Raw genomic sequence first — 20,528 nt, 5'->3', positions numbered from 1 at the left:
CAGCCGGTAATGCTCACTATAAACACCACAAGCCCGGAAATAAATCCGAGCCAGCGGTGGCAAAAAAGCATCACTTTTTTAAATGGAGTCATACTTACAATTTATAGGTTGCGCTTAATACAAACTGGCGCAGCCTTTGTGGGTTAATGGTAGTATAGCCGGTATAGTAATGTTTGTTAGTAAGGTTATTTACACTTAAACCAAAACGATATTTAGATCTGTCTAAGAACACAGAGCTGTTAAACAATGTATATGATGGCAGTGAGAAAGTCCCCTGGCTAACGCTGTTAATTATTTTGTTTTTGCTGGCATAATTGCCCCCGAAGCCCACACCTAAACCTTTAACCGCGGTTTGTGGTAAACGGTAGCTTACATAAAAGTTAGCTAAGTAAGGCGAACCGGCAGTATTTGGGCGAAGGCCCTGTACATCAGCATCAGCTTTTGTATACTTGGAATCGTTATAAGAGAAACCTGCTATAATGTTAAGGGCCGATATCGGGCTGGCTATGATCTCTGCTTCAAAACCTTTGCTGCTTTGTGTGCCATCCTGAATTGAACCAATTGCTGAACCTGGAATAGGTCGCAACACATTGGTTAGGTTAATACGGTAGTAGCTAAGGGTACCATTCAATTTACCATTAAATAAAGCCAGTTTAACACCACCTTCTATCTGGTTAGCATTTTGTATTTTGGGAGTAACAGTCTCGCTATTAGCATTTAAAAAAGGAGCCGGGTTTTGAAAGCCGTTTTGATAGTTGGCAAATAGTGAAAGCGCATCTTTCACCGGCTGATAGATCAAACCAAATTTAGGCGAGAACGCCGTTTGGCTGTATGGTTTTGATGTTTGTTCACCATCATAACTGTAGTTGCCTTTGTTTTCAAAACGATCTACACGTAAACCAACCGAAGCAATTAACCTATCGGTAAGGTTGATCACATCTGATGCATAAGCGCTGTAAGTATTGGTTTTGTAGATGTAGGGATAGGCATTTGCCGATGATACCGGGTTAGCTGCATTCGTTTTATCAACCACAAGTTTGTTAAAGGCACCGTAATCAAAATTCGGGTCGTTAATAGGAGCTATGCCGTAAGCGTTGCCAAAAAATATCTGATGGGAGTTTTGGCGTTGAAAATCTAACCCAAACACAAAACGGTTACGCATGGTTCCGATATTGAAATCGCCGTTAATGTTTTCCTGAATTTCAATTGCATTCAATTTGCTGTTTGCTGTTGATTGATCGTTACGATATATGTAGTTATTGTTGCCCGGAAGGTCAACTGTACCCGGCGCAATAGCAATGGCAGTAGCATCAGTTATCAGGTAATAATAAGGGCTTGCACCATTTGAGAAACTATTTGATGAAGAGAAAACAGTTTGCGAGGTAAACTTATCTGAGAATTTGTATTTGGCTTCGGCAAAGTAGTTTAAACTGCGGCTGTATGAAGTAATGTTATCGTTAGAGTAAGCATTCTTATAATTAATATTCAACTGACTAACATCGGTAATGCCCATTGTTTTTGGCGAATCGTAAAAGAAGAAGAAGGGTTTAGCCGAATTACGGCCGTAAAACATTTCGGCTTCTAAAAGGAAAGAGAGCTTGTCGTTTGCTTTAATAGCTAAGCTTGGCGCGGCAGCAAAGGTGCGGCTTTTGCCATAGTTTTGGAAACTGCCTTCATAATTGTAAGCTGAGTTTAAACGGAAAGCAACGTTTGAGCCAAGCGGTGTATTCAGGTCAATGCTGGTACGGTTCAAATCATAGTTGCCAACGGTGTGGCCTATTTCTAAACCAAACGTTTGATAAGGTTTTTTAGTTACCCTGTTTATTAAACCACCAAAAGAGGTTAAGGTACTGCCAAACAGCGTTGCAGAAGGGCCTTTAATTACTTCTATTTTATCTACATTAACCGCGTCAATACCGCTGGTAACCAAACCGGCAATGCCGTTGCGAATAGTTGCCTGAGTGGTAAAACCACGTAAAGTAAAGTAGGAGCCGCCATCGCCGGCACGGCCTGTAGCGTCCCACATTTTTTGAATGCCCGGCACGTTTCTTAATGCATCATCCACACTAAAAAGCTGTTGCTCTTTAAGTAATCCGCTGGTTACGGTGGTATAGCTTTGTGAATTTTCTAAAGGAGATAAAGGGATCTTGGCAGCATCATTACTTACCTGGCTGGTAAAACGGTTAGAGTGGCTTGCTATAACGTTCACCTCGCTCAATTGCGAAAGGCTGGCGTTTACAGTTATTTGCGGAACCTCAGTTATTTGACCCGCTGTAATGGTAACAGGCACCTCTATACGCTGCACACCAACGTATGATATAATAATTTTATAGGAACCGGCTGGTGCCCTGAAAGAAAATTCTCCATTGTCATTGGTTATGGAACCGTAATTGGTGCCCTCTAAACCTATAGTTACATTACCAGCAGGTTCGTTTTTGGCTGAAACAACCTTACCACGAACAGTTCCCCTGGTGCTTTGGGCGTAAGTATTATTGGAGTTTATAATTGCGGACAGTAAAAGAAATACGGTAAGTATTGAAAAAAGGTAAGGTTGAATTTTCTTCATGTTTATTAAGACTTATTATAAATAATGACCAAAAGTATATTTTAAATCAAGAAGTTGCAAATTATTTAGAATTATTATAAATAATATACTGATTTATAGGTGTTATATTTGTGTATACAAGACACTATGAAGAGAATTGCTATTGATATGGACGAGGTAATTACGGATGCTATTGGCCGGTTTGCCGAATGGTATAAACGTGATTATAATATAGAATTTACCGAAGAACAGTTGATCTCAAAAAAGTTTGAAGATTTGATATTGCCCGAGCATGCAGGCCTGCCCCGGAAATACGCCTTTCATGATGATTTTTTTAAAGATCTTACCATTATGCCCGGCAGCCAGGAAGTAATTCGCGATCTGCATGAAAAATACGAGATCTTTATTACCACCGCGGCCATGGAATTCCCTAATTCACTTTTACCAAAATTGAAATGGTTAAAAGATCATTTCCCGTATATCTCCTGGACAAACATTGTTTTTTGTGGCGATAAAAGCATTATCAATGCCGATTATTTGATAGATGACAATGTAAAGCACTTTAAAAGATTTATTGGCCAAGGTGTATTGTTTACCTCCGGGCATAATTTAAATGTAGACTGGGATGTGCGTGTAAATAACTGGCAAGAAGTAAGGGCGATGCTGCTTTAATTATTTGTAGATAAGCGGATATTTATAAGTTATCTTACAGGCCTAAACCGACAAATGGAGAGAGATGAAATATAAGCGAATCAAAGGAAACGAAATCGACGGACATTTAGAGATATGCATTGATCATCATGAAGACGAGTTCGAGGGAGAAATAACAAAGTGGGACGAAATATCAATCCATGGAGATCTGGAAGGATTAAAATCCCTTGCTAAATTACTAATTGAAATTGCAGAACTAAATCAAGAAAAAGTAAACGATAAATATTTACCAAATGGAGCAAGAGAACATTATCATTTAAGACCTGGTATTGAATTATCAAATAGTTCTGAGCAGGTAACAGTTGGAAGACTTGATGCAAAAGGCACAGGTGAATTTTACGAAGGATATATTCCAAAATAAAAAAGCAAGGCAAAATAAGGCTCAAGATATTGATTATTTCCCCAGGCCTTTAACCACTCTTGCGCTGTTGTCCTTCACAAAGGTATCCCAGCCCGAGTAGGCTTTTTTGCTGGTTATTTTCCCTGCTTTTGTAACCGCGATCTTTTGGAACGAATGGCAAACGGCTACTGCCAGGCCATCGGTAGCATCTAAAAAATCAGGGGTTTCGGTAAACTTTAGCAGGGTTTGCAGCATGGCGGCTACCTGTTCTTTGGTAGCATTGCCATTCCCGGTTATTGATTGCTTTATTTTACGCGGCGAATATTCTGTAATAGTAACATTGCGGGATAACGCTGCCGCCATGCATACCCCTTGCGCGCGGCCAAGCTTCAGCATTACCTGTATATTTTTGCCATAGAATGGGGCCTCAATAGCCAGGCAATCGGGTTTGTAATTATCAATAAGGGCAACTGTTTTTTCAAATATGCGCTGCAACTTAAGCATATGGTCGTCAATCTTTTCCATCTTGATCACACCAAGACTTATCAACTCCATTTTAGGGCCTTTTTCCAATATCAACCCATAGCCCATTACGGCTGTTCCGGGGTCAATTCCTAAAATTATACGCTCTTTTATGTTGGGTTGCTCCATCTGTTTACAAAACTAATGTTTAAGCATTGGTTTTATGCAGAATGCCAATATATTCTTCGCGGGGAATTATGCGTGCGCCCATGCTTTCTAAATGTTCGGTATAAACCTGGCAGTCTATCAGGTTGTATTTGCCTGTGTTGCAAAGCCATATTAAAGCGGTTTTTGAAGCATTGCTTACTTTGCTGAACATGCTTTCGCCGCAAAAAACATCACCAGCATGTACGCCGTATAAGCCACCCGCTAAATTGCCATTTTGCCAAACCTCAACCGAGTGTGCATAGCCCTGTTCATGGAGCCGGGCATAAGCCGCTTTCATATCGACTGTTATCCAGGTACCATCCTGCCCCTCACGCGTCGCGGATGAACAGGCTTCAACCACAGCATTAAAACACTGGTTGGTTGTAACCGTGAATATGCCTGATCGTAATACCTGGCGCATAGATTTTGAAACCTTTAATTCATCAGGATACAACACAAAACGCTCGTGCGGCGAAAACCACAGGATAGGTTCATCCTCACTGTACCATGGGAATATACCGTTCTGATAAGCCAGCAATAAGCGCTCAACAGACAGGTCGCCGCCTACTGCCAGCAAGCCATCCTCTTCGGCAAGGGCGGGGTTTGGGAATACTAAACGTTCATCGAGCCGGAAAATCATCCCGGCAAATTTAAGCCTTACGGCGTATTACCAGCTTTTTATTTTGTGCTTTGGCTATGTTATCCATATATACCTGCATTTCAACATATTTTGCAGCCGGTATAGCCTGATTTATAAGATTGAATTTGGCGGTACTTATTACCTGGTTCTTTGCAGCATTATAGGTATAAGTAATTTCGTAATTGCCATAACTGAATTTAAGGCTTTGATTAACGGGTAAAGTTTCAACTTCAAAACCCTCGGGTAATTCAATAGTGGTTATACATGCTTTTTGCATTGGCTGATTAAAGTAGAAATCAGTTTTGCGCTTTTCCAAAACCGGCAAGGTTGTTTTCCACAGATCAAAAAGCCGGGGGCGATAAAACTGTTTGTTGCCTGCTATTATATCACAAAACTTATCAAATTCAAGCTCAAGCGTAACCTCTTTTACACCGTCTTTATCAGCCCCTGTATTATATTCAAATGCCGATGGCTGTTTTATGTTAAGCGTCCGTATTAAATACTCCTTTTGCTCATCGGCCTTAAAAGAGGCTATGCCAATATAATCAGAGCGGTACTCACCGGTACTTAAAATCTTTGCTTTCACTTTGGCACTTCCATCAGCGTTTAAAATAAGGCGCACCTCGCTGTTAAACTGGTTATCAATTCCTGTGCTTTTTGGCGTGTTAACCAATTTGCCTCCATTTTCGGTAATTAAAAGGGCATTCCTGTTTTCGGTAAATGGGCCCAGCTTACCAAATGGTTGGGTACTGCTTGTGCATTCAAGCCAGGTTGTGTCGCTTTTAAACGGTACGCATAAAATGATATGGTTAAAAGGATCTGTAGGGAAAGAAGGATCGGCAGGTTCTGCATTGGTGCCCGCCCTAACCATTGCATAATAAGATGGAATATTAACCGCCTTTAGCAAGGCACACATATAGTTTGCAAGCGCTTTACAATCGCCGTACTTTTTTTGATCAACAAAGCTTGCCGGGAACGGTTTAAGCCCTCCAATGCCTAACTGTATACTTACATAGCGGGTGTTTTGCTGTAAATACTCATAAAGGAATTTTGCTTTTTCTTTATCAGATTTAATGCCGGCGGTCATGGTTTTTATTTCTTCTACACGTTGCGGACTAAGCGAGTTAACATCGGTATTTAATGCTTGCTGCCATTTGCCATAATTTTGCCAGTTGCTGATATCGCCGGGCATGCCGTCAAACAAAAAAGAATTAGCGGCAAATGATATTTTAGGGAAAACCTGCCAGGCCAATGCATCTTCTTCGGGCTTTACAGCTTTAATGTTTTGCACCTTCCAGGTATATTTTTCCATGCCATCGGTAACGGTCTTTTCTGGTTTAATGCCCGTGTTTTTGTTTTTGAATCTGAAACCAATAGAGGGTACTATAGAAACCTTGTATTCGGCATATTGAATTGATTTTTCGGGCTCCTGAATATTCCAATCGCCCAAATCAAGATAGCTGTTTTTGCTTGTTTCATAGATCACCTCAATGGTTGCCGGGTATGATGCAATAGTGTGGCCCAATGCCAATAGCCGGTAATCTGTTATAATTGACATCCCATCCGCGGCAGATCTGTCATACATATCGCTTTTACGGTATTTTTTTAATTGTACCCCGGCCGCGTTATAAACAATCATTTCAACACTGTTTACACTGTTGTATTTTTTATCGTAATATAAAATCAATCGTGCTTCATCATCGCCTTTTTCATTTAAAACGGTAACAATGCTATGGTGCTTTTCTGTAACCCTGCCCGGTCCTTTAACAATCAATTCATCAGATGAATATCTAACAACGGCGTTTGCCTCGTCCTTCAAAGAGTCGGGTATGCCGGTAGCTATGTATAGGTCTTTTGTTACCTTTTTATCTTGCGCGTAAACGTTAAATGTTGCTAACAAGGCTGCTGCACATAGCCAGCTTTTTATGTACCAATGTTTCATATGTGGCTATGATTTTTTAAGTACAATTTGCTCGTTCAGCATTTCATACATCTTTTTGCAGAAATCATAAAACTCCGGGTAGTTCTCTTTTTCAAAAGTGCTTTTCTTATAATCAATATTATAACGTACAGCTATCATTTCACCATCACTCACTACAATGCGTTTAAAAGTAATGCTGCTATCCGGCATTACCATGTTTACACTTTTTGGCAAGGCATCAACCTTATAATTTGCCGGGATTTTAAAAGTTGCCCTTAAGGCATAATTATTAAGATAGCCAAATTCAATATCAGTAGTGCGGCTGGTGTTTAAAAACGGGTTGTTTCGTAATGCAGTAAAAAGGTTAGCGTTAAAATATATGTAGTTATCATCAGATCCGGTCAAATCAAGGTTAAAGTTGATGTTCTGCATTAATGGCAGGGTATCGGCTTCCATGTTCTCGAACTTTAACTGCGAAATTTTTAGGCTGTTGTTGTTGTCTCTTAAAAATTCGGTGTATTTTTTCTCCCCGTCTGTTTTGAAATGTTTAATGCTATTAATACGGTTATAACCAAAACTATGAATTTGGGCAGTGCCATCCATTTTGCCATCGGTTTTAATATCGGCGTTAATTACGGTTACCTGCCTTACCGGAGATTGATTGATAAGGTAAATAATATCATACTTTTTATTTTCCTTATCAATATAAAGGCCATCAGAATTAAGCAAATTGGCAGGTGTTTCGTTGTAAGTGTTGTATTTACTGGTGGCATCAAGCACAAGTGTATTATCCATCCCAAGATCAACATAAACCACTGCACGATTAAACTGGTATAAAAAGGTGTAATACCGGGTCACTTTTCCATGGTCGCGGGTGCTCACTACCATAGGGTATGCTTTAACTCCGGATTGTTTAAGTAAATGATATAATATCAGGTTCACTTCGGCTGAGTTGCCCGTTTTCTTTTCCCATGCAGCTACTGTGCCGTCGTTTGTATACCAACGGTCAACCCCGTTCCATTTTATATTGTTTTTTACCTCGTTAAAAATATACTCAACCTTGTCAATGGGGTTGGGTAATGATTTTGCCTTGGCTATTATAGCGTCTTCGCCGCTTAGTTTTCTTTTTAACTGCAACCCAAAATCTTCATCATCTGCAAGTATGCCGCCAACTTTTGCCCACGTGTCAGAAAAACTTTTGTGAAGCGTGCCAATAGGGGTTATTGAGGTTAAATGATAAACAATTGATTGTAAATTATCAGCATCCGAAGACATATAAGGCTCATCGGGCAGTGAATTTATATTGGCAAGCCCCCTGGTTTCAACATCAAGGGAGTAAGATATAGCATCGTTGCCTATTCCTGTGCTTCTTCCCTGGCCTGTGCGTGTAGAGGTTACTAATGGCTGATTAATGTTGTTTTTTATTTTAAAGTACATAAAATCGGGTATGCGGGTAGTAAACTCGCTATACCTTGTTGGTATTTTGTCCTGAAAATACCAATCAGGGAAGTTGCTTATCGAGTTTGTGTTCCAAAGATATTTGTACTCTATAATTGAGCCGGCCTTTACATTGGGCATACTAAAAACCAGTGCCGAACGTAGCTTGTCTATCCGTTCGGTATAAATTAATTTTTTATCCAGCCTGGTTATTTCGGCTTTGCCATCAACCATGTTAATGGTTTGGGCCTGTATCCCTGTAATGTATTCATAATGGTTGCCGCTGGTATATTCAATGCGGATATTTGCTTTGTTTTTTCCGTTATCATTAAATATTTTTATGCGCTTGTGCCTTTCCATGGCAAGGTCAAGATTGGCATCATAATAGGCATTAGCTTTGTCAAACAGTACCATAGCATTAGCATCTTTTTCAAAGTCGCAGCTTTTTAATTCGAGGTCGGCAATATCAATTTTGCCGTAAGGTTGGGTTGTTGGAGAAGTTTGCGCATTGGCAAAAAATGATGCGGCAAGGCATAAAAAAAGCAGAGGAATAGTTCTATTCACTTAATTAGGATTAGGTGAGCCAAATATAATGCTTTCCGTCAAGATATTTTAATGTTTAGAATGTGAAAAAGACATTAAACCAATAGGATATAGCACAGTCAAAGGCACAATGGATAATACCAAAAAAATCAGGCATTTATATTCAAGGGCAGGATTTGGCTTGCGGTTTCAGGACTTGCGAATGGCCGAACATTCCACTGTAAAACAAGCTGTCGATCAGTTATTCAAATCATCAGAAGAAGTAAAACCGCTTGATATTATTGCAGGCAACATTACCTATAAAGAATTTCTGAATAAAGACACAACAACCCGCAAGATGTTTTTGCAGGAGCAGCGCCAGCAAGAAAAAGGCCTGAATGTTTATTGGGTAAACCAAATGAGCACTATTGATGCCCAGCTGCGCGAGAAGATGACCCTTTTTTGGCATAATCATTTTGCCTGCCGTACGCAAAATGCCTGGTATGCGCAGCAATTAAATAATATACATCGCGAAAATGCTTTAGGTAATTTTCGTACCATGCTGCTGGCGGTTTCAAAAGCGCCGGCTATGCTGCAGTTTTTAAACAATCAGCAAAATCAAAAAAACCATCCTAATGAGAATTTCGCCCGCGAGCTGATGGAGCTTTTTACCATTGGCCGTGGTAACTATACCGAGCAGGATGTTAAAGAATCGGCACGTGCTTTTACTGGTTGGAGCTTTAATAAGGAAGGTTATTTTACGGCACGGCCAAATTTGCATGATGCAGGACAAAAAACATTTTTAGGTAATACCGGTAATTTTGGTGGCGAGGATATTATTAATATGCTTTTGGCCAAAAAGGAAACCGCCCGTTTTATTTGTAATAAACTGTATAAGTACCTGGTGAATGAAATACCGGACGCCACACATGTAAACACCATGGCCGATGTTTTCTATAATAACAAATATGAGTTGAAGCCGCTGCTTAACTACGTATTTACAGCCGATTGGTTTTATGCCGATAAAAACATTGGGACTATGATAAAGGCCCCTGTAGAATTTATTGTTGGCATGAACAGGCAATTTTATGTGGAGTATAAAAACCCCGATGTGATGCTGCAGTTTGAACGCACACTGGGGCAAGTGCTGTTTTATCCGCCTAACGTTGCCGGCTGGCCGGGAGGAAAGAACTGGATAGACAGCTCATCATTAATGTACAGGATAAAGATCCCATCTACCGTATTAAATGACGGGGTGATTGATTTTAGCGGTAAAACCGACCCGGAAGATGAGGCTTTTTTGGCAACCACCCAAAACAGGAGGAAAGCGGTTAATACCCAGGTACAAACCCAGCCAGACTGGAACAAATTTTTAGCGGACATCCCCGCGCATACTTCAAAGGCAACAATAGCACAGGTTATATTATCGCCTGCTTTAAACAGCAAATTAATGGCGATAGTAAACCGGTCTACAGATATAAAAGCAATGGTGGTTGAACTGGTTTCGACGCCCGAATATCAGCTTTGCTGATAATTAAGATTTGTTGAATGGCCGGATAACGTTTAAAAGCTATGAAAGCATTCACTAAATCACTAATTCATTAATTCAATAATTGAAGATGAAAAGAAGAGATTTTTTAAAAAGTACAACACTGGCATCGGGCGCGTTTTTAATACCTGCTTTTTTAAAGCCATTTGAAGCTTTGGCAGCCGGGCAGCTTACGGGGTATAAAAATCTGGTGATCATACAACTCTCCGGCGGTAACGACGGCTTAAATACCATTGTGCCTTATGGCAACGACATTTACTACCAAAAACGCAATACCATTGCTATTAAGCAGCCCGAAATAATTAAGCTGAACGATATGCAGGGCTTAAACCCTAATTTATCGGCACTAAAAGAAATTTATGACCAGGGGTGGATGGGTGTGATCAATTCAGTTGGTTATCCTAACCCGGATAGGTCGCATTTCAGATCGATGGATATCTGGCAAACAGGGAGCGACTCTAACCAGTTTTTAACCACCGGCTGGATAGGCCGATACCTTGACAGTAACTGTACCATAAACAAAGACCCATACACCGCCGTAGAGGTTGATGATACCTTGTCGCTTGCCATGAAAGGGGCAAAAATGAAGGGTATTGCGGTACAAAACCCGGCAAAATTATACCAGGCCACGCGCGAGCCTTTCTTTAAGGAATTGGTACACGAACATGATAATGCTAATTTAAACGAGGATAATTTAGGCTACCTGTATAAAACCATGATAGAGACGTATTCGTCTGCTAATTATATACAGCAAACCTCAAAAACATATAAAACCCCTGCCCAATACCCTAACACCCCTTTTGCCGGGCAGCTTAAGAGTGTTGCCAAGTTTATTAACTCAGGTTTAAAAACAAGGGTGTACTATGTATCGCTCAGCGGGTTTGATACGCACACCACCCAGCAAAACCAGCAGGGCCGTCAGTTAAAAATTTATGGCGATGCGGTAGCCGCCTTTGTAAAGGACCTGAAACAGGCCAATAAGCTTGATGATACTTTGGTGATGACCTTCTCTGAATTTGGCCGCCGTGTTGAACAAAACGCCAGCAACGGTACAGATCATGGTACAGCCAATAACGTTATGCTTTTTGGCGGAAAGCTAAAGAAAGCCGGGATATATAACAGCGCGCCAAACCTTGCAACTTTAGATAACGGCGATTTAAAATACGAGATAGACTTTAGAGATGTTTATGCTACCCTGCTTGATAAATGGCTCAACGTAAATAACAGCCTGGTGCTTAACAAAAATTTTGCAGGGCTGGATTTTGTGTAAACTTTTTTGACCGGGTTAAAATATACCAAAGCACTATCAGAAAACTGGTAGTGCTTTTTGTTTAAAAGTTTATTTAGCCGGTTAATAATTAATAAGGAACCTTGTGGTGCTTTATAAACAAATTTTATTATTTTACGTAAAAGCTGATACTGTTATTCCCCTATTATAAATGAAGGATATTTATAAAATTATTCTTGAAGAAACGCTTGCTGGTTATTGGGATTGGCATATCAAAGAAAACGAGATTTTTTTAAGTCCGGCATTTAAAGCAATATTTGGTTACGAGGATGATGAATTGCCCAACACTATTGAAACCTGGAAAAGGCTGATAGTTGTTGAGGATATGGACAAGGTTGATAAATGCCTGGCCGCGCATTTTGAAAGTGGCGGTAATAAGATATTCAATATAGATATACGGTATAAGCATAAAAGCAATGCTATAATCTGGATCAACGCTACCGGAAGGGTAATTGAGTGGGATAATGATAAGCCCCTAAGGATGGTGGGCTGCCATATTGATATCACCGGAAAAAAGAAAACGGAACAAACCCTTAAAATTAGCGAAGCAACCTTTAGAAATGCTTTTGAATACTCTCCAATTGGTATGGTGCTGGTATCAACAGATGGGAAGTTTTTAAAAGTAAACAAAAGCATATGCGACCTGCTGGGCTATACAGCAACAGGTCTTCTTGAAAAAACATTCCAGGAGATAACGCACCCTGATGATCTGGAAGCAGATATGAGCCTGTTACAGAAAACCTTGGATGATGAAATAAGCTCCTATCAAATGGAGAAAAGATATTTCACAAAAAGCGGTAGCATAATTTGGATATTGCTGCATGTATCACTGGTGCGCAACCAAAGTAACGAGCCGCTATACTTTGTATCTCAGATCAAGGACATTACAGAACGGAGAAACGAAGAGGTTGCACTTAGGGAAAGTGAACGGAGGTGGATCTTCGCATCGGAAGGGTCAGGTGGTGGTATTTGGGATTGGGATTTGCAAAACAATACCGTATTTCATTCGGAGCAATGTATACGCATGATAGGGTTTGAGCCTCATGAGTTTAATAATATCCCCGGTGTGTGGACTAAACGGGTACACCCTGATGATAAACAAAAGTACCTAACTGATGTAAGCGCTTATATTAACGGGGAAACAAAAATATATACAAATCAGCATCGCGTATTATGTAAAGATGGTACCTATAAATGGATCTTAGACCGGGGAAAAGTTATAGAGTATAATGAAAATGGTAGGCCTGCCCGCATAATTGGTACGCATACTGATATAACTGAACAAAAACAGCAGGAAGAACAACTAAGGCATACACTGGATATGGTAAGCGGGCAAAACAGCCGCCTGCTTAACTTCGCTTATATTATATCACACAACCTGCGCACCCATTCCAGTAATTTTAAGATGATCATGGATATTCTTACTGATCCGGTAACAGATCAGTCAGAGAAAGATGAGCTATCAGGGCATCTTAAAAAAGTATCAGAGCAGTTAAATGAAACCATAGCTAATTTGAATGAAGTGGTTTCTATCCAAACGAATATTGATATTCACACCCGCGAAATTAACCTGCACAGCTATTTTAGCAAAGCTGTAGAATTGTTGCAAAACGATATTAGCAGATGGGAGGTTGAGATAGATAACCGGGTGCCTGTTGATTGTACACTGGTTTACAACCCTGCTTATATGGAGAGTATTATTTTTAACTTATTAAGTAATGCTATTAAATACCGGTCATTAACAAATAAACCTAAGATAGTTGTCAGCTATTTTAACACGCCGGGCGGCAAGCATGGGTTTATTATTGCTGATAACGGAATTGGTATTGACCTTAATAAACACGGCGACCAGTTATTTGGCATGTATAAAACCTTCCACGGTAACCGGGATGCTAAAGGTATGGGGCTTTTTATCACTAAAAACCAGGTTGAATCGTTCGGCGGTAGTATAGCGGTAACAAGCGAGGCCGGTAAGGGGTCAACCTTTACGGTATTCCTTAATTAGTGCCCGCTTAATAAACTATTTAGTTATTCTTCCTAAAATATCTTCCACGCTTAATTTCTCCTGCTCTCCGCTTTCCATGTTCTTGAAAGTTAGCAGGCCGCTTTGCATCTCGTCGCTGCCAATAAGAATAGTGTACGGGATCTGTTTGTTATTGGCGTACTCCATCTGCTTTTTGATCTTAGCTCCTGCCGGATACAGTTCCGAGTTAATATTTTGATTACGCAATTTTTGTAATAGCGGCAGGGCGTAAGTTTCGCCCTCGGCCTCAAAGCAGCAAATTAGTACCTGTGTGCTTTGCTCTGCAGATGCCGGGAAAAGGTTTAGTTCTTCCATTACATCATAGATCCGGTCGGCACCAAAAGAGATCCCGGCACCGGTTAATCCTTTTAAGCCAAACATACCGGTAAGGTCGTCATACCGGCCGCCGCCACCTATACTGCCCATGGCAACTTCATTGGTTTTTACTTCGAAGATAGCGCCTGTATAGTAGTTTAAGCCACGGGCTAAGGTAATGTCGAGCTCCAGGTTTGCAGTTCTCAGCTTGCAGTTTGCAATGTAGTTGAACACCGTTTGGATCTCATCGCATCCCTGCAGGCCAACTTCTGAATCTTTTAGCGCATGGCGCAGGCTGGCCAGCTTTTCATCGTTGCTGCCTTCCAATAAAATAACGGGCTGCAATTTATTGATGTCGGCTTCGGTAAAACCCTTCTCCATCAGCTCTTTAATAACGCCATCCATGCCAATCTTATCAAGTTTATCTATGGCGACGGTCAGGTCAATTATGTTATCGCTTTTATCTATTATCTGGGCAATGCCCGATAGTATTTTTCTATTGTTTATTTTAATGGTGAAATCTTTAAGACCTAAAAGGCTTAAGGCTTCGTCATATATCATTATAAATTCGGCTTCGTTTAACAAAGAAGCTGAACCAACCACATCGGCATCGCACTGGTAAAACTCACGATAGCGACCTTTCTGCGGCCTGTCTGCACGCCAAACCGGCTGCACCTGGAAACGCTTGAAAGGAAAAGTTATCTCGTTTTGGTGCTGTACAACGTAACGCGCAAAGGGAACTGTAAGATCGTAACGGAGGGCTTTTTCGGAGATAGAACTTGTTGCTTGCTGTGAGTTGCGGTTTACAAGAGCGTTAGCATCAGCTTTAGCTAAAAAATCGCCACTGTTCAAGATCTTAAAAATCAGCTTATCGCCTTCATCGCCATATTTACCGGTAAGGGTGCTCAGGTTCTCCATTGATGGGGTCTCAATTTGCTGATAACCGTATTTCCTGAATACACCTTTAATGGTATCAAAAATAAAATTACGTTTAGCCATTTCGGCAGGAGAGAAATCGCGGGTGCCCTTAGGTACAGATGGTTTGATGGATGCCATGCGGCAAAGGTACAAAAAACAGATTAGAAGCTAAGAGCGCCACTTTATTGCCAGTCGTTGTTTCGCTTGTTAAAGCCTCACTCCAACCCTCTCCAAAGGAGAGGGAGTAAAATTTAAAAAGTCCTCTCCTTTGGAGAGGATTTAAGTGAGGCTAAAAAAAAGCCTATGCTGCAAAGCATAGGCCTTTATGAAACTATTATCTATCTATTATTAAATTATTAATTGGCGGCGTTTTTTGCCTGATTCTTCATCTGGTCATTAGCAACAATCACTATCTCTACACGGCGGTTTTGTGAACGGCCATCTACAGTAGTGTTAGCAGCAATAGGTTCAGTTTCGCCTTTTCCTGAAGTTGTCAATCGTGAATTTGCCACATTCCCTGCAGCTATGTATGACTTTACAGATTCGGCCCTTCTTATAGAAAGATCCATGTTGTGTGAATCAGACCCGGTATCATCAGTATGGCCAACAATCAGGATGTTTGTTTGTGGGTTGTTTACCAGTGATTTTGAAAGATTTTGCAGGTTAGTACGTGCAGCAGCTTTTAAGTCAGATTTATCAGTATCAAATAATATACCTGAATCAAACTTAACCAATATACCTTCGCCTTCGCGAATTACGGTTGCACCCGGTACGGTAGATTTAATTTCGGCGGCCTGCCTATCCATATTACGGCCAATAAAAGCACCGGCAGTACCTCCAACGGCACCACCAATAATTGCCCCTAATGCAGTGTTACCGGCAGATTTACCAATGATAGCACCAATGGTACCACCGGCACCAGCGCCAATTGCAGCGCCTTTTTGCGTTTTGGTCAATGAATTACAGCCTGCGCCCAAAATGCCTATTGATGCTATGGCGATACTTAACGTAGCTATCCTTATTTTTAAAGTTTTCATGTTTTTAAATAGTGTGTATATAATAATGTATTTGCAAAGTAAATGCCAAAACTCAATATTAGATATTATTAATATATAAATGATATTTGGCAAAAATAATACTACTGTAACAACATTTTTTTAATGTTTAGGAAAATGAACGCATTAAAAATATGCGTATAAATTTCATGTATTTTGTGATTGCCTGCTATTTAGTACAATTAAACAGGGCGGGCAGGTTGAATTAGCTTGTGTGGTATGTGTAAAGTAAAGGTACTGCCTGTGCCTTTTTCTGAAATTACTGTTACGGTAATATCATGAAATGCAGCTATAGACTTTACTATTGGCAGGCCGAGCCCAAAGCTATCCTGCAATAATGATTGACGGATCTTTTTAAACCTATCGAAGATATAAGGAAGTTGTTCGGCATCAATGCCAATGCCGGTATCGGCTATATTAATGCTATAGCCATACTTCTCTAACTTGCCGGTTACTGTTATTGTACCGTTTTGGCGGTTGTATTTTATGGCATTATTTACCAGGTTAAACAGCAGGTTAAAAAGCAGAAACTTATTTACATTAATTAATTCTACATCATCCGCTATTAATATTTCGAGGCTGATGTTACGCTCCTGCAGGCGGATGGAGATCTCCTCATATACATCCTGCAATAGGGTATTAACAGATATTTTGTCTTCTTTTAAAAATTGATCGTTTTCTATCTGTGATATCAGCAGCAAGGTTTTAGTGATGCTTTTTAAGCGGTTCAGGATCTTTTGCATTTCCAGCATGCGCACTTTTAATTCATCGGCAATATCTTCCTGCTCAAACATGTTCTCAATTTTTGATTGCAGGATAGATATAGGGGTCATTAACTCATGAGACGCGTTTGATATAAACTCCCGCTCTTTTTGAAAAGCCTGTTCAATAGCTTCTATCATTTGGTGGATACTAATATCCAGGTGCTGAAAATCGGAAGTGCTGGTTTTAACCTCCTTATACAATGTAAAGCTGGGGAACTTATTGCCTATTAATTTGGTTTTAATAATAAGGCTAAGCGGTTTTAAAATGTAATTGGCATATAGCACATCGGCCAAAATGGTGAGCAGCACCATGCCCAGCAATATTTCAAGGGCTATGTTTTGTAGCGGCCCGCTGGTTTCGCCTATAGTTTCAACACTTTTACCTATCTCCAATAAATATGTTTTGCCGCCTACCTCAAAAGTATGGCTCAAAATACGGTAATCTATTGTGTCGCGTTCAACCGCGCGCTGTTCATCTTGTATAGTATCTAAAAAGTAGCCGTCCTCAACCGTGTCCAGGCTTATATACTCTTCTTTAAGGGGAAGGTAACTACCGTAGCTTTCTCCTCCCTCGATATAAGTTTTAATGCCGCGTTCTTTAACAATTTGTAAAAGCTTGTTCTTTTGCTTTAGTAAGCGGCCATCGGTATAGTTTTTATTAATGTTTTCAATTATAGACGGCAGCAGCAACACAAAAAGGGTTACAATAACCAATTTTGATATGGCATTAAACAGCGTAAGTTTGGTTTTAAGTTTCAAATACTTAAACGTTTGTTTTTATCCGGTAGCCTAGCCCGCGTACCGTTTCCAGCCAGTCTGCCGGGGCAAATACACTTAATTTTTTGCGAATGTTCTTGATATGCGCATCAATAAAGTTCGAGTCATAATCATCATTAATAATACTGCCCCAAATGTGTTCGCTCAATTGCCCGCGGGTAAGGGTACGGTTCTTATTTAAAAGCAAATAAGCTATCAGGTCGAATTCCTTTTTAGTGATAGTGTTAACAGGTGTATCCTGGTATACTATGTTGCGGTCTGTAAGGTTTACCAAAAAATCATCCAGTTCAATAATATGATTAACAATGCCAAACTTTCTGCGTGTAATGGCCTGCATACGACTTTGCAGCTCCAAAAGAGAAAATGGCTTTGGCAGGTAATCATCAGCGCCCAGGTCTAATCCCTTAACACGGTCGTTAACTTCTGCACGGGCAGTAAGAATAATGCATGCGGCTTCGGGGTTACTCTTTTTTGCCTCTTTCAGCAAATCAAGGCCTTCATAATCCGGCAAGCCAAGATCAAGCAGGATAAAATCATAAAGATTTACGGCTATTTTTTCTGATGCTGATTTGCCATTAAAGCACACCTCGCAAATGAAATTATTTTTCGATAAAAACAACTCTATCTCATAAGCAAGGGCTTTTTCGTCCTCTATAATTAAAACATTCATTCAGGCGTTAATAAAAAACGTAATAAAAGGTAAAATTAAAGAAAGATTCCCGGTGATTTTTTAAAGTCCCCTCCACATTTACCGGCATGGAATATCTCCACGATGCCTCTAACGTATAATGCGGCCGGTTATAGGCTAATGGTAATTTAAAGCTATAGTTGAGTACATTAAACCTGGCATTTGCACGGGCACGCTTCCCATTTTCATTGCGGATGTAAATATTATCGGCTTCCAGTTGGTATTGATGATCTATTGAATATCGTTGAACAAAATTTTGTGTGCCAAGTATTATATTAAATGTTGGGTTGATAGATAGAAAGTCCTGGTCATCAAAAACGCTAAAATTACTCTCAAAGTATTTTGAATTGCTTATGGTTGTAAAAAAGTCATATGATTTACCAAACAGGTAATCGGCTATTACACTTGTTTTAAGATACTTCCAATCATAAGAGTTTTTAAAGTTAATATCGTTTGATGATGCCGATTTGATGATCTCTGATTCCTTGTTGAAAATGAACCTGGTATAGCTGATAGTACCTGTGAATTTTTTAGATAAGCGGTAAAAATAACCACCGCCAACATCAACCTCATCAACCACCGGCTTGTAACCTAAAACCTTTAAAGCGGAGCCATATACAAAAAAGCCCGATTTATAATTCAAGATCATATCGGCAGCCATAAAAGGATACTTAATAGGGCCGGTGCGGCCAAAGAAGAGCGCATCGCTGCCATAGCTTATACCTGCCGATGCCGAATTTTTTTTGACAATAGTATCTGTGTCCGCCACTGCATAACTATTTCTGTACGCAATTGATCCAGGTTTAAACGGGGCCGCGTTGAGTACGTTGCAAAGTATTATAAAAAGCAGTACACCAAAGTATCTCATTGATAACTAATATCTTTTTTAATCATTTTAATTGTTGTTTCTTCTTGGTATTTCCGGCGGCCTTTCTAAACCATCAGGGCGGCGCTGCCTTTTAGGTTTAATTTTTTTAGGTCCCCCGTCCTCAACTTTTTCAGGCTTTGGCAATTTTTTAGCCTTGGCTATCTCCTTAATTTTCTTTTTGTCTTCTTCGGTCTGGCGCTGTTTGGCGTTTTTTGTTACAGCGGTATCACGTTGTAACGCATAATTGGCATTCAGAGATATATTACTATCACTAAAAAGATTGCGAAGAACAGTATTGTTAGCGAATGACAAGCGTGGTACGGATATCATTAAGAGTACAATATACAAAAACCACTTTATCATTGAGAGGAGAAAAGAATATGCTTAATTATTTATGCAAATATCAGGCAACTTGCAGGCTATATTATCAATAATTAATACAAAGTAAATGTGCACCAAATTTTAGTGAAACTAAGTTAAAATAAAAAAAAATACAATAAGTTATAAGCCTTAGGCTACGAGATTAATATCTTTTGATGTGTATACGCGCGAATGATCATCAATGATGATGCATGCCATTTGGTTTAACTTATTTATTAAATATAAACCGGCATTTATACCCATTTCAATAATAGGGGTTGCCATAGCATCAGCCAGTTCTGCACCGGGTGTAATAATACTTACACTCTTTATTTCGCTAACATGGAAACCGCTTGCAGGATCAATATTACGTGTGTTTTTACTATCTATAGCTATATGCCCGGCATTTACAGAAGTGGCTACTGCCATGTTGCTAATATTCATGTTGGCATATGGCTGCCCGGCCTGCTGTGGGTCTGCTGTCGCGATGGTCCAGGGGGTGTTATCGGGTTGCAGGCCCCAGCTTAGCAAGTCGCCGCCGGCATTGATAACGCCGCTGCTAACATCCTGCATTTGTAAAATATATTTAGCCCTGTCTGCTGCGTAACCACGGCTTATAGCGCTAAAACCTATGCGCATGTCTTTACTTTTTAGAAACACGGTTTGTGCCGCTGCATCTAATACAATGTTTTTATAATCAGTAAAATTTGCTTTATTTTTTGATGTTTTACCCTGTACAGGCGCAGCGCAATAGCTAATGTCAAATGTGCCGTGAGTAAGCTCAGATATTTGAATAGACCGGTCTATCAGACGGTAAATTTCGGCATCAACATAAACCGGTTTAATACCAGCATTGCGGTTAATCTCGTTGATCTTGCTGTCTTCGGTAAGGGTGCTTAGTAGTTTTTCAACCCGGTTAATTTCATTAATGGCGCTGTCAATGCGCTCATCTGCCCATGCAAGATCATTTGCAACCAAGCTGATCTCGAACCTGTTTCCCATTAAACGTATTTCGCGCCCTAATATGGTTGGGCTCCCTGTTAACTTCTTTACTGCCAGCATAGATGTAGAATTTATACAGTTAAAAATAAATAGTACACACTATACGCATAATAGTATGAGAGTGTAACTATACAAA

The 20,528-nt window shown here is 40.1% G+C and carries 17 protein-coding genes; 5 read left to right on the top strand and 12 right to left on the bottom strand.

Annotation, left to right across the window (positions count from 1 at the left end; all coding sequences use genetic code 11):
- Window positions 1-94: 94 nt before the first annotated feature.
- On the bottom strand, window positions 95-2,566 hold the full coding sequence (locus WC743_RS23155; protein WP_373015934.1) for a TonB-dependent siderophore receptor: 2,472 nt from the start codon (window positions 2,564-2,566) through the stop codon (window positions 95-97).
- A 126-nt stretch (window positions 2,567-2,692) separates the two neighbouring features.
- Between WC743_RS23155 and WC743_RS23150 the strand changes: the two genes are divergently transcribed.
- Together WC743_RS23150 and WC743_RS23145 are read left to right on the top strand one after the other, a co-directional pair.
- Window positions 2,693-3,217, top strand: a complete 525-nt coding sequence (locus tag WC743_RS23150) for a 5'(3')-deoxyribonucleotidase (RefSeq protein ID WP_373015933.1) — start codon at window positions 2,693-2,695, stop codon at window positions 3,215-3,217.
- A gap of 64 nt (window positions 3,218-3,281) precedes the next feature.
- Window positions 3,282-3,617, top strand: a complete 336-nt coding sequence (locus WC743_RS23145) for a hypothetical protein (protein ID WP_373015932.1) — start codon at window positions 3,282-3,284, stop codon at window positions 3,615-3,617.
- A gap of 33 nt (window positions 3,618-3,650) precedes the next feature.
- Here WC743_RS23145 and ruvC read toward each other — a convergent pair whose 3' ends face one another.
- Genes ruvC through WC743_RS23125 form a run of 4 tightly spaced genes read right to left on the bottom strand, consistent with a single transcriptional unit; the run spans window position 3,651 to window position 8,827 of the window.
- Window positions 3,651-4,247, bottom strand: a complete 597-nt coding sequence (ruvC, locus tag WC743_RS23140; RefSeq protein ID WP_373015931.1) for a crossover junction endodeoxyribonuclease RuvC — start codon at window positions 4,245-4,247, stop codon at window positions 3,651-3,653.
- 19 nt (window positions 4,248-4,266) lie between these two features.
- Window positions 4,267-4,905, bottom strand: coding sequence for a leucyl/phenylalanyl-tRNA--protein transferase (aat, locus tag WC743_RS23135; RefSeq protein ID WP_373015930.1), 639 nt, complete (start codon window positions 4,903-4,905; stop codon window positions 4,267-4,269).
- Between the two features lie 10 nt (window positions 4,906-4,915).
- Entirely contained in the window at window positions 4,916-6,847 is a 1,932-nt protein-coding gene (locus WC743_RS23130; RefSeq protein WP_373015929.1) for a DUF3857 domain-containing transglutaminase family protein, read from the bottom strand.
- Window positions 6,848-6,853: 6 nt separating this feature from the next.
- Window positions 6,854-8,827 (bottom strand): DUF3857 domain-containing protein, encoded by a 1,974-nt coding sequence (locus tag WC743_RS23125; protein ID WP_373015928.1) that lies wholly within the window; start codon window positions 8,825-8,827, stop codon window positions 6,854-6,856.
- Window positions 8,828-8,936: 109 nt separating this feature from the next.
- On the opposite strand from WC743_RS23125, the gene WC743_RS23120 reads away from it, so the two are divergent.
- The 3 genes from WC743_RS23120 to WC743_RS23110 all read left to right on the top strand — a co-directional run bounded on the left by WC743_RS23120 (window position 8,937) and on the right by WC743_RS23110 (window position 13,627).
- Window positions 8,937-10,316, top strand: a complete 1,380-nt coding sequence (locus WC743_RS23120) for a DUF1800 family protein (RefSeq protein ID WP_373015927.1) — start codon at window positions 8,937-8,939, stop codon at window positions 10,314-10,316.
- 88 nt (window positions 10,317-10,404) lie between these two features.
- The gene (locus WC743_RS23115; protein WP_373015926.1) at window positions 10,405-11,604 is read left to right on the top strand and encodes a DUF1501 domain-containing protein; all 1,200 of its coding nucleotides are present in this window, start codon (window positions 10,405-10,407) and stop codon (window positions 11,602-11,604) included.
- Between the two features lie 169 nt (window positions 11,605-11,773).
- Window positions 11,774-13,627 carry a PAS domain S-box protein gene (locus tag WC743_RS23110; protein ID WP_373015925.1) on the top strand — a complete coding sequence of 618 codons (1,854 nt, stop codon included), beginning with the start codon at window positions 11,774-11,776 and terminating at the stop codon, window positions 13,625-13,627.
- Window positions 13,628-13,642: 15 nt separating this feature from the next.
- On the opposite strand, the gene hisS is transcribed toward WC743_RS23110, so the two are convergent.
- The 7 genes from hisS to WC743_RS23075 all read right to left on the bottom strand — a co-directional run bounded on the left by hisS (window position 13,643) and on the right by WC743_RS23075 (window position 20,452).
- Window positions 13,643-15,016 carry a histidine--tRNA ligase gene (hisS, locus tag WC743_RS23105; protein ID WP_373015924.1) on the bottom strand — a complete coding sequence of 458 codons (1,374 nt, stop codon included), beginning with the start codon at window positions 15,014-15,016 and terminating at the stop codon, window positions 13,643-13,645.
- A 218-nt stretch (window positions 15,017-15,234) separates the two neighbouring features.
- Window positions 15,235-15,915, bottom strand: coding sequence for an OmpA family protein (locus tag WC743_RS23100; protein ID WP_373015923.1), 681 nt, complete (start codon window positions 15,913-15,915; stop codon window positions 15,235-15,237).
- Window positions 15,916-16,115: 200 nt separating this feature from the next.
- Window positions 16,116-17,456 (bottom strand): sensor histidine kinase, encoded by a 1,341-nt coding sequence (locus WC743_RS23095; RefSeq protein ID WP_373015922.1) that lies wholly within the window; start codon window positions 17,454-17,456, stop codon window positions 16,116-16,118.
- Between the two features lie 4 nt (window positions 17,457-17,460).
- Window positions 17,461-18,144 (bottom strand): response regulator transcription factor, encoded by a 684-nt coding sequence (locus tag WC743_RS23090; RefSeq protein ID WP_373015921.1) that lies wholly within the window; start codon window positions 18,142-18,144, stop codon window positions 17,461-17,463.
- A gap of 7 nt (window positions 18,145-18,151) precedes the next feature.
- Window positions 18,152-18,931, bottom strand: coding sequence for a hypothetical protein (locus tag WC743_RS23085; RefSeq protein ID WP_373015920.1), 780 nt, complete (start codon window positions 18,929-18,931; stop codon window positions 18,152-18,154).
- Window positions 18,932-19,057: 126 nt separating this feature from the next.
- Window positions 19,058-19,393, bottom strand: coding sequence for a hypothetical protein (locus WC743_RS23080; RefSeq protein WP_373015919.1), 336 nt, complete (start codon window positions 19,391-19,393; stop codon window positions 19,058-19,060).
- A gap of 147 nt (window positions 19,394-19,540) precedes the next feature.
- The gene (locus WC743_RS23075; RefSeq protein WP_373015918.1) at window positions 19,541-20,452 is read right to left on the bottom strand and encodes an FAD:protein FMN transferase; all 912 of its coding nucleotides are present in this window, start codon (window positions 20,450-20,452) and stop codon (window positions 19,541-19,543) included.
- Between the last annotated feature and the right edge of the window lie 76 nt (window positions 20,453-20,528).

The sequence above is a fragment of the Mucilaginibacter sp. genome, from assembly GCF_041660805.1.
GTDB lineage: Bacteria > Bacteroidota > Bacteroidia > Sphingobacteriales > Sphingobacteriaceae > Mucilaginibacter.
This window is presented reverse-complemented; position numbering and strand designations above follow the sequence as displayed.